Origin of the sequence: Clostridium bornimense (genome assembly GCF_018917145.1) — a bacterium.
Taxonomy (GTDB): Bacteria; Bacillota; Clostridia; order Clostridiales; family Clostridiaceae; genus Clostridium_AN; species Clostridium_AN bornimense_A.
In genome coordinates, this window is record NZ_JAHLOD010000001.1 from 67,386 (window position 1) to 81,612 (window position 14,227).

The 14,227-nt window shown below is 28.9% G+C and carries 15 protein-coding genes; all 15 read right to left on the reverse strand.

Going from position 1 to position 14,227, the window contains the following annotated elements:
- Nucleotides 1-582, reverse strand: a complete 582-nt coding sequence (locus KQI30_RS00315; RefSeq protein ID WP_216461165.1) for a TraR/DksA C4-type zinc finger protein — start codon at nucleotides 580-582, stop codon at nucleotides 1-3.
- Nucleotides 583-652: 70 nt separating this feature from the next.
- On the reverse strand, nucleotides 653-1,342 hold the full coding sequence (locus KQI30_RS00320; protein ID WP_216461166.1) for a 5'-methylthioadenosine/adenosylhomocysteine nucleosidase: 690 nt from the start codon (nucleotides 1,340-1,342) through the stop codon (nucleotides 653-655).
- 47 nt (nucleotides 1,343-1,389) lie between these two features.
- Complete coding sequence (locus tag KQI30_RS00325) at nucleotides 1,390-2,061, reverse strand: DivIVA domain-containing protein (RefSeq protein WP_216461167.1); 672 nt, start codon at nucleotides 2,059-2,061, stop codon at nucleotides 1,390-1,392.
- A gap of 12 nt (nucleotides 2,062-2,073) precedes the next feature.
- Nucleotides 2,074-2,844, reverse strand: a complete 771-nt coding sequence (locus tag KQI30_RS00330; protein WP_216461168.1) for an RNA-binding protein — start codon at nucleotides 2,842-2,844, stop codon at nucleotides 2,074-2,076.
- A 3-nt stretch (nucleotides 2,845-2,847) separates the two neighbouring features.
- Nucleotides 2,848-3,312: a cell division protein SepF gene (locus KQI30_RS00335; protein ID WP_216461169.1), complete on the reverse strand. Its 465-nt coding sequence runs from the start codon at nucleotides 3,310-3,312 to the stop codon at nucleotides 2,848-2,850.
- A gap of 11 nt (nucleotides 3,313-3,323) precedes the next feature.
- Nucleotides 3,324-3,977, reverse strand: a complete 654-nt coding sequence (locus KQI30_RS00340; protein ID WP_216461170.1) for a YggS family pyridoxal phosphate-dependent enzyme — start codon at nucleotides 3,975-3,977, stop codon at nucleotides 3,324-3,326.
- A 94-nt stretch (nucleotides 3,978-4,071) separates the two neighbouring features.
- Complete coding sequence (locus KQI30_RS00345) at nucleotides 4,072-4,779, reverse strand: DUF881 domain-containing protein (RefSeq protein WP_216461171.1); 708 nt, start codon at nucleotides 4,777-4,779, stop codon at nucleotides 4,072-4,074.
- The gene (locus tag KQI30_RS00350) at nucleotides 4,776-5,129 is read right to left on the reverse strand and encodes a small basic family protein (protein WP_216461172.1); all 354 of its coding nucleotides are present in this window, start codon (nucleotides 5,127-5,129) and stop codon (nucleotides 4,776-4,778) included. Before KQI30_RS00350 ends, KQI30_RS00345 begins: the two co-directional genes overlap by 4 nt.
- A 12-nt stretch (nucleotides 5,130-5,141) precedes the next feature.
- Complete coding sequence (locus KQI30_RS00355; RefSeq protein ID WP_216461173.1) at nucleotides 5,142-5,882, reverse strand: DUF881 domain-containing protein; 741 nt, start codon at nucleotides 5,880-5,882, stop codon at nucleotides 5,142-5,144.
- Nucleotides 5,883-5,890: 8 nt separating this feature from the next.
- Nucleotides 5,891-6,670 (reverse strand): cell division protein FtsQ/DivIB, encoded by a 780-nt coding sequence (locus tag KQI30_RS00360; RefSeq protein WP_216461174.1) that lies wholly within the window; start codon nucleotides 6,668-6,670, stop codon nucleotides 5,891-5,893.
- Nucleotides 6,671-7,016: 346 nt separating this feature from the next.
- Nucleotides 7,017-8,153, reverse strand: a complete 1,137-nt coding sequence (gene ftsW / locus KQI30_RS00365) for a putative lipid II flippase FtsW (RefSeq protein ID WP_437177714.1) — start codon at nucleotides 8,151-8,153, stop codon at nucleotides 7,017-7,019.
- 34 nt (nucleotides 8,154-8,187) lie between these two features.
- On the reverse strand, nucleotides 8,188-9,165 hold the full coding sequence (mraY, locus tag KQI30_RS00370; protein WP_216461176.1) for a phospho-N-acetylmuramoyl-pentapeptide-transferase: 978 nt from the start codon (nucleotides 9,163-9,165) through the stop codon (nucleotides 8,188-8,190).
- A 17-nt stretch (nucleotides 9,166-9,182) separates the two neighbouring features.
- On the reverse strand, nucleotides 9,183-10,526 hold the full coding sequence (locus KQI30_RS00375) for a UDP-N-acetylmuramoyl-tripeptide--D-alanyl-D-alanine ligase (RefSeq protein WP_216461177.1): 1,344 nt from the start codon (nucleotides 10,524-10,526) through the stop codon (nucleotides 9,183-9,185).
- On the reverse strand, nucleotides 10,526-11,959 hold the full coding sequence (locus KQI30_RS00380) for a UDP-N-acetylmuramoyl-L-alanyl-D-glutamate--2,6-diaminopimelate ligase (protein ID WP_216461178.1): 1,434 nt from the start codon (nucleotides 11,957-11,959) through the stop codon (nucleotides 10,526-10,528). Before KQI30_RS00380 ends, KQI30_RS00375 begins: the two co-directional genes overlap by 1 nt.
- A 52-nt stretch (nucleotides 11,960-12,011) precedes the next feature.
- Nucleotides 12,012-14,213, reverse strand: coding sequence for a stage V sporulation protein D (locus KQI30_RS00385; protein ID WP_216461179.1), 2,202 nt, complete (start codon nucleotides 14,211-14,213; stop codon nucleotides 12,012-12,014).
- Between the last annotated feature and the right edge of the window lie 14 nt (nucleotides 14,214-14,227).

Consider the following 14,227-nt stretch of genomic DNA (forward strand, 5'->3'; position numbering starts at 1 on the left):
CTACAATGTTCGTTTATAATACTCATTACTTATATTATCTAATGGATCCACAACATCACTATAATCAATATCTTCACCAAATTCATATATATTATCAATTTGATTAAAGGATTCCACTGATTCATAATATTCTACAGGATTTGGTGCAGCAGTATATTTATCTGCTACAAAAGGTGATTGTTCTTTAAATCTATCAAACTCATTTCTATCCTGAAATGAACTAGAATTTTGACATTCCACACAATATTCTGCATAAGGTATAAATTGTAGTCTTTCTTTATTTATTTCTCTGCCACAACTTTTGCATATACCATAGCTACCATTGTCTATATTGGCAATTGCATTATTAACTTTAGCTAATATTCTATCTTCATTATTTTTTAATGCAATAGATTTAGATGTTTCTGTCACTTCACTGCCAATATCTCCTGTATGATTATCATATAGAGACAATTCAGAGAAGTTTTGTGCATCTTCTCCTATTGTCTCATTTTTGTTCATAAGACCTATTATATCTTCAATCCTATTTTTTTCTTCTATTAATTTATTTTTAAAATATCTCTTCTCATCATTAGTTAACATAATTAATCACTCCTTATACAATAATATTGTTATCTAGTGATTAATTTTTTATTACTCTATAAATTTACCATTACATTTCTGATATCATATTCTTTAAAATATTAGTTGAGTTCTTTATAGCTATATCTTGGAACTTATCGTAATCTAAATGTGCTCCATTATCTGCATTATCAGAAATACTTCTTATAACTACAAAAGGTACACTATTTAGATAACATACATGAGCAATACTACCGCCTTCCATCTCGCAAGCTATTGCACCAAAAGTTTCTTTAATCCATCTTACCTTGTCAACAGATGCTATAAATTGATCTCCTGTAGCAATTTTACCTGTAAAGCATTTATGATCTAAAGTACCTTCACAAGCCTTTTTAGCTAATTCTACTAAATTATCATCACATTTAAATTCTAAAGTATCTAATCTTGGTATTTGACCTAACTCATATCCAAAATTAGTAGCATCTACATCATGTTGTACTAAAGATGTACCAACAACAACATCTCCAGGGCAAACATCTTTTCCAATACCACCTGCTATACCTACATTAATTACTTTTTCTACTTTAAAATCATCTACTAAAATTTGTGTACATATTGCAGCATTAACCTTACCTATTCCACATCTAACAACTACAATATTTTTATTATCTAATGTACCTACCTTAAAATGCATATCAGCCTTTACTATTTCTTTTTCTACTTTCATAAGATTTAATAATATAGCTAATTCTTCATCCATTGCACCTATTATACCTATCATTTTATGTAAATCCTCCTTTAAGATAAAAAACCACTTAAGGTAAGTGGTTATTTATCATCTTCTACAAAATAATTTTTTACATCTTCTAAGTTAGCAGTAAGCTCAAGTTCTGGAATTGCTTTTACTTCTTCAGCTGCTACTTCCTTAAAAATGTCTTTTTTAGTTTCATTTGCTTCTTTTTCTTTTATATCATCAGATATAACTTTTGTATCTATTGTTTCTACAACTGTTTCATCTTTTTCATTTGTAGCTATATTATAATTCTTTAAGAAATCTTGTTCAAGACCTTTAAACATATCCATTTGAGTTTGTAAGAAATTATTATATTTTGCTCTAAACTTCATAAAGTCTTGTTTTATAACTTCATAATCATCATTTATCTTAATTACTTCAAAATTAGCTTTATCTATTATTTTCTTTGCACTTTCATTAGCAGAATTCAAAATCATTTCTGCTTCCTTTTGAGCTACCAATTTAGCTTGCTCAGCAGCATTTTGTGCTAATAAAAGCGTATTTTGTATTGTTTCTTCAATTTGCTCATAATGTTTAATTCTATCATTATTAGCCTTAATTTTTTCTTTTAATGATGAATTTTCTTTATATATAAATTCATAGTCTTCTACTACCTTATCTAAAAATTCATCTACTTCTTCACAATCAAATCCTCTTAAAGATTTTTTAAATTCTTTGTTTGTAATATCCATTGGAGTTAATCTCATTTCTACACCTCTTTAAACATATTTCTTTATTTTCACCTTAATTCTTCCACTTCTAGTGCTAGATATCACTTCATCTAATTTAAATTTACCATATCCTCTTACTGTAATTACATCATTAATTTTCACTTCTTTACTTTTATCCCTAATATCTAAATAATTAATTTTGCAACTACCAGAATTTATAAGATCCACTGCATAATTTCTTGATTTATTACAAATAGAACTAACTATTGAATCAAAACGAAGTGAAGATACAATTTCTATTTTTTCTTGAAACTTTTTTTCAAAGTTCTTACATTCCTCTAAACTTAAAGTTTCAATATCACAACTACTATTTTTAATTTTTACTAAGTTTGATATTATATAGTCCTTTATATCTTCATGCACAACAACTAACCCATAAGACTCTTCTATAATTAAATCACCTAATTTTTCTCTCTTTATTCCTAAAGACATTAGGGCACCTAATATATCCCTATGAGTAACTGATTGAAATTTTATAGAGAACTTAATTTTTATAAGCTCCATTGGATATGGAGTTTTATAAAAATTATTAAATGATAACATTGCCCTATCACAATTATCGAATCCCCCAAAATATTCTGCAGCAACTCCCATAGATTCAGCTATCTTTACTATTTCTCTACATAATAGCTCTGGTAAAAATTCATTACTAAACGTTACAATACCTGACCTGTCACTAAGGTTAATTTTTTCATAAATATTACTTAATACATTTACGTCTTCCCCTAAAAAATGTTCTAAAAAAGTTTTTTTATTCACTCTTTACTCCTCAGAATCTAAAAATCCTCTTTTAGTAGCAAAAGTTTTACCTATTTCTTTTGAAACTTCTACATTTGATGGTGATAACACATATACACCTTTTTCTACTTCTTGAATTTCCCCATTTACTGCATAACATGCACCAGATATAAAGTCTAATAATCTTTGTGCAACTTTAGTTTCTAAATTACTTGTATTTACAACTACTATTCTTCTATTTCTTAAGTCATCACATATTGCAGTTGCTTCATCATAATTATTTGGTTTTGAAATAACAACTTTAACTGATGCTGAAGTATGTATATTTACAAGCTTGTTTTCTCCATAAGAATTATTCTTCTTTGTATTAAAAATAATATCTTTTTCTTGAGAGTTTGTTTCCTCTTCGTTTTCTCTATTCTCTTCCATTTCATCAATGAAGTCATCTTCATCTTCAAGACCAATAATTTCTTTAAATTTGTTAAACATAATATCCTCCTTTATCTTTCACCAAAAATTTTTCTACCCACTCTTACCATATTGCTTCCTTCATCCATAGCATATAGATAATCATTAGTCATTCCCATTGATAAAAATTTCATATCAATATTCTTAAAGCTTTCTTTACTTAACTTATCGAAAGTATTTTTCATATCTTTAAAGTACTTTTTCAATATTTCCTCATTTCCTTTAGGTAATATTGCCATTAAGCCCTCTATTTTTATAAATTCACTTTTTTCAACCTCTTCGATTATATCATAAAGATCTTCCTTTAGTACTCCAAATTTGCTTTCTTCCCTACCAATATTTATTTGTATCAATCCTCTACAAATTCGTCCTTTGTTTCCATACTTTTTTTCTATCTCTCTTACTAATTCTACAGAATCAATAGAATGTATAAGACATTCTCTATCAACTAAGTATTTAACCTTATTTTTTTGAAGATGTCCTATAAAATGCCACTTTATTGGATAATCTTTTAAAACATCCATTTTAGCAATTAAATCTTGTACTTTGTTTTCACCAAAATTTCTTATGCCCCCATCAAAAGCTTCTTTAATCATCTCTACGGGCTTAGTCTTAGACACTCCTATAAGTGTTACCCCATCTTTAATAGTATTTAGAGTTTCTATGCTATTCTCTTTAACTGTCATACCATCGCCACCTCAAAAAGAAATAATTTTAATAATATATTCTTCAAACAAATTAAATTTCCTTTTATTTTTTAATAATATTAATACAATAATATTATTTAACTTCTTTCATATACTTGTAAGTTCTATCATTACTTACAGCATTTATAACTATATCGTTTTTTTCTTCAAACTCCCTTATAAGCCCGCTCCTATAAAACTCCAAAGCGCCAAAATAATACTCACTAGTATTAACTGCTTTAAGTTTTTCAACGTCTCCAATAGCTTCTATAGTAAATGGTGCTGGAAGAACTATATCATTTATTTTAATTAATGCACCATAGCACTTAATCTCTGTAGTATCTAAAACTCTAACTTTATTTACAGCTATAGCCTCAGCACCTAAAACCTTTAAATCATTAACTATATATCTAAGATCACTATCATGTATCAAGTCATAATTAGTTGCATATACATCTTTAGCATCATCTAAAGTTATAACAACTCCTGGACCTCTTATATCAGCCATTCCAGTTAACCCTTTGTATGTTAATAGCTCCTTTTCTAATTGTCTTTGTACCTTTGGATCTTCTACTCCCATATCAGTATATAATTCTTCTTTATCTTTTAACTCATTATATTTTCTATATAAATCATCAATCTCATTTATTAATGATATTTTTTTATTATACTGATTGCTATACTCTTTACTATCTAAATAATTGAAGGTACTACCTCCACCTATTTTTAAATTAGATGCAACAAGAAAGCCTATAAGCACTGAAGCTATCAAAATGAAAATTGTAGCTTCATTTTTTTTCATTTTTTCACCTCATTATGTAATCTCAATTTATCTATTATCAATCTTCTTATAATAGCAAAGTTGTTAAATATTCTTCCACCAAATACAATTACTGCAGCAAGATATACTGGTATACCTAGCTTATCACCTAAAAATACTAATGCTACCGCAAGAATGGCATTGCCAAAAAAACCAGAAATAAAAATATCAGTTCTAAATGTTTTTTCAAGCGTACCCCTAAAAGCACCAAAAACTGAATCTAAACATGCGAAAATTGCAACAGATAAATATGGTGATAAACTTGGTGGTATGCTTATATCCCAAAATACTCCTATAGCAATTCCTATAATTAATCCTATTAAAGCTATCATTTTTTCACCTCTCTAATCGCCTTTTATTACTTTTGAATATTTAAATTCACTGGTATAATTAGTTTTTTCTATTTTTATACTATCTTTTTTCTCAACAGAACAAGTGTATGAACCTTCTATATCTTTAAATGTACCATAAAAGTTCATTGCTGCACTAAGTTGATCTTTACTTCCTATAGCTTTAATTGTTATTGTTTCATAAGGAGATATTCTTTCATTACCAATAAATATAGTTTTTACACCATCAGATGAACGAATTCCTTTATTACTGGTAAGTCTATATCCATTAATAGAAATTGCTTCTGCACCAGCAAAATTTAATTCATTAACATATGTAATAAGATCCTTATGTGTAATAATAACATTCTTATTACTACTATCCATATTTAAAACCTTTGGTGCTATAGTAACTACTACCCCAGGTCCTTCAACATCAGTTTCTCCTAGTAACATACGACTTTTTTCAAGTTGTTTATATAATTGCTGATTATTACTATTACTATACGATGCCTCTTTTTCAAATTTTGATACTGTCTTTTGAAGAGCATCAACTTTTTCAGTTAATTCCTCTTTCTCTTTTGATAATTTAGATACTTCACTAGTTATATCTACATCTGCTGTGTTATCATAAGCAGTTTTTTCTTCTCTAGAAATATACTTAAGTTGGTACGCTATTATAAAGCCTAAAATTCCAAGAACTACTGAAATAGCTATCTCTCTTTTAAGCTTTTTATAATCTACTTTTCTTCCCATCTATTCTCCTACCCTTCTATATGAACTGCTGGCAACTTATAATAACTAACATCTATATATCCTATAGAATCTTGATATTCCTTCTCTTTTATTATTTGAAATGCCTTATTTAGCTTATCTAAGATTTCTTCATCTTTTCCAAGTTTTATTGTCAAGTTTTTATACTTAAATGAACAATTAAAAAACTCAGGTATCTCTATAAGTGATATATTTTTTTTGTCAAAACTATCATCTATAGGGTTTGAAATATTTAAAAATAAATCTGATATATATTTAACTTTTCTTTTATTATCTTTATTAAACACTATTGATTCACCTAACTTAATATCTCCTAATTCTAACCCTACTACTTCCGGCACCTCTAAATCTGCCATTGAATCTTTTATATCTATTAATTTGGCATCTTCTGAAAAAACATAATATTTTTTCTCATTGTTTATGTAAAAAAAAGGCTTTTTCTCGTTAACTTTCACAATTATAGTTGACGGCAGTTTTCTCTCTATTTCTACGCTATCAACATAAGTATTTTTCTTTATCTCTTTTTGTATACTATCTAATTTGGTATAAAAAATATTTTCCCCCTTTACCTTTTCACCTATAGCATATATTTCTTCAGTAGAAACTATATTATTATTTTGTACTTTAATATGCTTTATATCAAAGTACGGTATTTTGTACACCAAATTTATTAATATTATTACTAAAACTATAAGTATTATAATATTTCTAAATCTTTTTTTTCTCTTTCTCTGACGTTCTTTTTTCTGTATAAACTTATTCGCACCCATCTCTAACACCTTATATTAATTTTGTATTATCTAATAACTATAATATCATATATTAATTGGTAATTACATAATCTTTATAGTATTTTTATATAATATTAAAAAATTGCAGCAAATCAATGTATAAATATACGTTTAGCATATACATTTATACCCGGAACTTCAATGGTTAATTTCTAAAATTTGAAGCAGTTAGATTAAAATTAATTAATAGATTAATCTCCGTATCCTACTACCAATTCTAAATATAAATTATTGATCCTAATTAGAAATTACAAAATACAAATTAATAAAAAGGTATCGCCAACAAATTCTACCTTGTCATGCGATACCTTTACTTTCTAATAAACTATTTCTTTTTACTAATCTTTCGCTTTTTACTATGTATCGATATATTTAAAAGCACCCCTGCTGCAAATAGATTAATCATAAGTGCCGTTCCTCCATAACTTATAAATGGTAATGGCACCCCTGTAACTGGCATTGCTCCAGATACTACTGCAATATTAATAATTGCTTGTAATCCTAATACACAAGTAATTCCTAGCGCTAATAACATTCCATGAATATCTTCTGCATTTAAAGCTACCTTAAGTCCTCTTGTTAGCAGTAATATTATTAACAAGATAAGTAGGAAACATCCAATAAACCCAAACTCTTCTCCTATTATTGCAAATATGAAATCATTATGTGGTTCTGGTAAAAAGAATGCTTTCTGTCTTGACTGTCCAAGACCTTGTCCTATTACACCACCTGAAGACAAAGCAAACCAAGATTGTATAAGTTGATATCCTTTCCCTTGTGGATCTTTAAAAGGATCTAAGAAAAACATTACTCTGGCAATTCTATAAGGCTCTACAAGTATGAAAAATGTACCAAATCCAATAGCTCCTACTCCCAAAAGAGCAATATGAGCTATTTTAATTCCCCCAACTATTAACATTATTATTGTAGTTCCTAAAATTATTGTTGCAATACTAAGATTCTTACCTAAAAGAACAAGCCCTGCAAACGCTCCAGCAACTGCCAAATACGGTAATACACCATATGTAAAACTCTTCATTTTTTCACCTTTTCTAGCTATAGAAGCTGCAGAAAAAAATACAACTATATACTTTGCTAATTCAGAAGGCTGAAATCCAAGTGGTCCTAATCTTACCCATCTTCTTGCACCATTTATTTCAGGAAAAAACAATGCGGCTATTAGCGATACTGCTGTTATCCCCATTCCCCACAAAAGAAACTTCTTTTTTTTGTACTTCTTGTAATTTATTCTAGATACAAAGAACATCATTATTACACCTACTACTGCGAAAGAGCCCTGTCTTAAAAAGAAATACATTTGATTATTCCCATATATCTTCGAATGTAATGATATATATGATGATGCACTAAAAACCATTATTACACCAATTGACACTAATAATAATATAGTTGAAAGAAGTATAAAGTCTACTGATCCAGTATCATCACATAATTTCTTAATTTTCTTTATCATAAACTCCCCCCTTACTTATATATTAAAAAGTAAAGTATAATGCCACTATTCCTAATATGCATAAGAAAAATGTTACTATAGTAAACACTGTAACAACCTTAGTTTCTTTCCAACCTAATGCCTCAAAATGATGGTGTACTGGTGCCATCTTGAAAAATCTTTTCTTTGTCTTTTTATAATAAGTAACTTGGATTATAACTGAAAGTGCTTCAAAAACATATATTCCCCCTACTATTATCACAAATATAGGAAGTTTTAAAACCATAGCTGTAGCACCTACAACTCCCCCTAAAGCTAATGAACCTGTGTCACCCATGAAAATCTTTGCTGGATAAGCATTATTTTTCAAAAATCCTAATAAGGCTCCTATTGTGATACCTGCAAATATAACTATATTTAACTTTCCAAACATAAATGCTGTAACAGCAAAGAATGTCATAACCATCAATGTAACTGAAGTAGCAAGACCATCTAATCCATCTGTCAAATTAACAGCATTAGTTACTGCAGCATAATAAAATATCATTAATAATACATAAGGAATAAAACCAATATTTATTGTGTTTTCTATAAATGGAATTTTTAAATCAGTTCCAATAACCTTAGCTCCTAAAACACTTAAAAAAGTAGATACAATAAGCAATAATACCATTTTCTCCATTGGCTTAAGACCTTCATTTTGCTTTTTAATTATCTTAATAGAATCATCTAAAAGTCCAATAATACCAAAACCAAATAATGCGAATAAAGGTATCATACCATCAATTTTTAAAAGTTTAAAATTTAAAATCATAACTAAAAGAATTGATATCATAAAAGTAACTCCACCCATAGTAGGTGTACCAGCTTTCTTTTGATGACTCTTAGGACCTTCTTCTCTTATTGGTTGCCCAAACTTAAATTTGTGCAAAAGAGGTATCATTCTTGGACATACAATAAGTGTTATCATTAGTGCTAATAATATATCAAATAATAATGTTAAATAAAAGTTAATATCCATTGTTTCTTCCTTTCAAGCTAAATTAAATTATTTACTATTTCTTCAAACTTACTTCCTCTAGATGCTTTTACTAATGCAGCATAATTCTTATCTAAAGCTTTTATATAGTTAGCTATAGATAATTTATCTTCAAAAACCAAAGTATTTTCACCAAATCCATCTTTATATGCTTTAGAATATTCTCCTGTAGTTAATAATAGATTTACACCTTTTTCTCTTGCATATTCTCCAACACTTCTATGAGCATTATAACTTTCATCACCAAGTTCTCTCATATCACCTACTACTAGAATGTTATAAGGTTTCTTTAGATTCATAAGAACATCTATCCCAGCCTTCATAGAGTCAGGGCTAGCATTATAAGTGTCATTAATGATAATATTGTTATCTTTTTCTTTAACATCAAGTCTCATAGATGTAGCTTCTATATTTTTAAATCCTTCATTAATTTCTTTATCATTAAGCCCTAATTTTCTTCCTACTGCAATAGCTAAAAGTCCATTTAGTACGCTATGATAGCCTAATTGGTCAATTGAAAATAAAGACTTATCTACAGTAAATTCTACACTTTCTTCACCAATTTTTATGTTTTCAGCTTTAATATTATAATCATCACTGTTTGCACCGATTTTTATAACTTCATAATCTTTTTCTGATATTGTCTTTAATAAATCATTTTCTCCATTTACAATAAGGACATTTTCTTTATTAAATCCTGTAGTTATTTCCATCTTAGCTTTTAATATATTATCTCTAGTTTTTAAATTTTCTATATGAGACATTCCTATATTAGTTATAACTGCTATATCTGGTTTTCCTGCCTTCGCTAATCTTTCTATCTCTCCAAGATTACTCATTCCCATCTCTAATACAGCAATATCATAGCTATTATCAAGACTGAATATCATAAGAGGTACACCTATTTCATTATTAAAGTTACCCTTTGTTTTAAACACCTTATACTTGCTACTTAATGCCGCTGCCACCAAATCTTTTGTTGACGTCTTTCCAGTAGATCCTGTTATTCCAACTACTTTTATATCTAATTTTCTTCTATAATAAGCTGCTAAATCTAAAAGAGCCTTTCTTGTGTCTTCAACTATTATTATGTTTCCTAATCCTTTAGTTTTTAAAGCATCAAAAGCTATTTCATCTATTATTACTGTTGAAGCACCATTTTTTAGTGCAACATCAGCAAACTTGTTACCATTAAAATTTTCTCCTTTTAATGCTATAAATAAAGCTCCCTCTTTTATCTTTCTTGTATCTGTTTCTACATAAGTTATTTTTCTTTCACCATTATATTCTAGATATCTTCCGTTAACAGCTTCTAGTATTTCATTAAATGATAAATTTTCCATTAGAATAACTCCTTTATTAGTTCTTTTACGATAACTCTCTCATCAAAAGCTATTGTCTTATCTTTTAGTATTTGATAATCTTCATGACCTTTACCTGCAATTAATAATACATCTTTTTCTTTAGCCATCATCATACCTTTTTTAATAGCTTCTAATCTATTCTCTTCAACAACATAATTATCACTATTTATACCACTTAATATATCCTTTATAATTGCCCCTGGCTCTTCTGTTCTTGGATTATCAGATGTAACAATTGCTATATCTGACAATTCTGTGGCAATTCTTCCCATAATAGGTCTTTTAGTTTTATCTCTATCTCCTCCGCAACCAAAAATAGTTATAAGTCTTCCTTCAGTAAGCTCTTTTAATGTTTTTATTATATTTTCTAATCCATCTGGTGTATGTGCATAATCAACTATTATATCAAAAGGAATATTCTCTCCAAAAGATACTAATTCACATCTTCCTGGTACAGCTTTTAATTTCTTCATTCCATCCGCAATCTCTCTTAATGTCATTCCTTCTTGTAAAGCTACACCTATAACCCCTAATGCGTTTTCTACATTGTATTTTCCTGGAATGTTTATTGATATATGCTCTACTTTATCTTTATATGCAACATCAAACTTTACTCCTTTAGAACTTATATGAAGATTAGTAGCATTTAAATCTCCATTTTTATCGACACTATAAGATAATGCTTCACTATATTGATTTTTTAAATCTATTCCATACTCATTATCTATATTAACTACTTTATTTATAGATACTTTAAAGAGTTTCTTCTTTTCATTAAAGTAATTTTCAAGAGTTTTATGAAAATCTAAATGATCTACAGTAAGATTAGTAAACACACCAGTAGAAAATTCTATTCCATATACTCTATCTAATGCTAAAGAATGAGAAGATACTTCCATTACACAATAATCCATATTTTCTTCTACCATATCATTAAATAACTTATATAATTCCAATGATTCAGGAGTAGTTCTTTCAGTTTTTAATTTTTTTTCTCCTATCATATTGCATATGGTTCCTATTAAACCAACCTTGTAGCCCTTAGATTCTAATAGAGATTTCATCATAAACGCAGATGTAGTCTTTCCATTTGTACCTGTTATCCCTATTATCTTCATTTTCTTTTGTGGATTATCAAAATAGTTTTTTGCTAAAGTTGCTAGAGCTTTTCTACTATCTTCAACTTTTATATATAATGCATTTTCTATAACTAAATCTTCTTCTCCTATTATAACCTTTGCACCATTTTCTATTGCCTTATCGATAAATTTATGTCCATCTACACTAAATCCCTTAATAGCAACAAAAACATCTCCATTTTTGACCTTTCTTGAGTCATATTGTATCTCATTAATTTCCTCATTATATGTTTTACCTAAATTTAAATCCTTCAATAAGTTATCTAAATTCATTTATATCTCACTCCTTATAAAGAAACACAATACTTACGTATTGTGCTTCAAATTAGTCTCCAACTTCTTCTAACGTTAAAGTAATAGATGTTCCTACAACAACTTCAGTTTCCTTGCTGATGCTTTGCTTAACAACTATTCCATTGTTTCCAATAAAATTACACTTAAGCCCAATAGAATTTAAAGTCTCTATAGCTCTTTCTTTACTATACCCGCGTAAATTAGGTACACCTACCATATTATTATAATTTCCATCATCACTAGTGTAAAGAACAATTTTTGTTCCTTCCTCTACAGCAAAACCAGGCTTAGGATTTGTATCTGATATTTTAGTACCATCACCATTTATTTCATATTTCAATCCTTTTTCTTTTAATATCTTTATTGCCTCTTCTTTTGATTTTCCTCTAATTTCAGGAATCATAACATCCTTTGTAACTTCTGGCTTAAAGTCATATGAACTTGGTCCTAATGCTAGATAATTAAATATATCACTAAATATCTCCCTTCCAACTGGAGCTGCTATTTGTCCTGCATAATATTTAGCAGGATCTGGTTTTAAAATAGAAATCATTACTGTAATTTGAGGATTTTCAGCAGGTGCCATACCTACAAAAGTTGAAAGATATTTACCTGGTTCATATCCTCCTCCATTAGGATTCGGTATTTGAGCTGTACCAGTCTTTCCTGCAATATTATATCCTTCTACATAAGCATTTCTTCCTCCACCCTCAGATACTACCTTTTCAAGACATTCTCTAAGAGTTTTTGTTGTTTCAGTATTTAATATTTTTTTATCTATTTTAGGCTCATATTCTTTTTCTACTACATCATTACCTTTACTATCTTTTCCTACTATCTCTTTCATAAGATGTGGAGTTATATATTGACCCCCATTTGCAACAGCATTAAATGCAGCCATATATTGTATCATAGAATTGGTATCTGCTTGACCAAAAGAAATTGTAGCTGTATCTATTGGATACATATCACTAGCTTTTTTAACTATTCCACTTGTTTCTCCTGGTAAATCTATACCAGTTTTGCTTCCAAAGCCAAATAGCTTTGCATATTTTTCTACTCTTTCAGCTCCAAGCTTTTCTCCAAGAGATCCAAAACCTGGATTACAAGAGTTTTGTAATATCTGTTCAAAACTTTGTGCTCCATGACCACCATGTTTCCAGCAATGGAAACTACTTTTTCCAACATAATGAGTTCCCGTACAATTAAAGTCAACCTTTGTTACATCTGTTACAATACCTTCTGCAAGTGCTGCATAAGCTGTTATTACTTTATATACAGATCCTGGTTCCATAGCATCACTAACTGCTCTATTTCTCCAAAGCTTTTGAAGTTCGTCTCCATCTACACCATCAACCCAAGGATTATTAAGGTCATATCCCGGAGCTGTAGCCATACCTAATATTTCACCATTATTAGGATTCATAACAATGATAGATACTGCCTCAGCACTATTATTAGTAAGAGCTTCATTAGCATACTTCTCTGCAAAACCTTGAATAGTTTCATCTAATGTTAATACAACATCCTTTCCATCTACAGCTGGATAATATTGAGCTATTCCGTAAGGTAAATCTTGTTGTATATTATCTCTTTCTGTTAATATTTCTCCTGATATTCCTGATAATTCATCGTCATATTGATATTCTATACCTGTTAATCCTTTTCCATCAGAATTGGTATGTCCAATAACTTGTGATGCAAAATTACCATTAGGATAATATCTTTTAGTATCTGGAGAAATTATAATACCGTTAGCTTCCTTTTCTAAAGCCAATGCTTTTAGTTTATTAGCGACATCATCTTCTATTCTTCTTTTAAGAATTGAATATCCTAAATCTTCACCTTTTGATCCTTTTATTGTTAACTTTTTATAAACTTCGTCTTCTGTCATATCAACTATAGGTGCTATATCCTTTGCAAGTTCTTCTAATGTGAATTTATTCTTCTTTACACCATCTCTTAAAGTATTTAAGTCTAAATCCACTCTAAACAAATTTCCTGATATAGCCAACTCTTTACCTCTACGATCTAAAATACGACCTCTTTTAGCAGCTATTTTTACTTTCGAAGTCCACTGTCTCATAGCTTTCTCCTTAAGCCCCTTAGAATCAAGAACCATAACCCTAAATAAAACAGTTGTTAATCCTACAAAAAGTAAAAGAAGTATGCCATAAATACTTATAGCTCTCCTTTTAGATATGTACCTGTCACTATATTTTTTTTTACTCAAAATTGATACCTCCG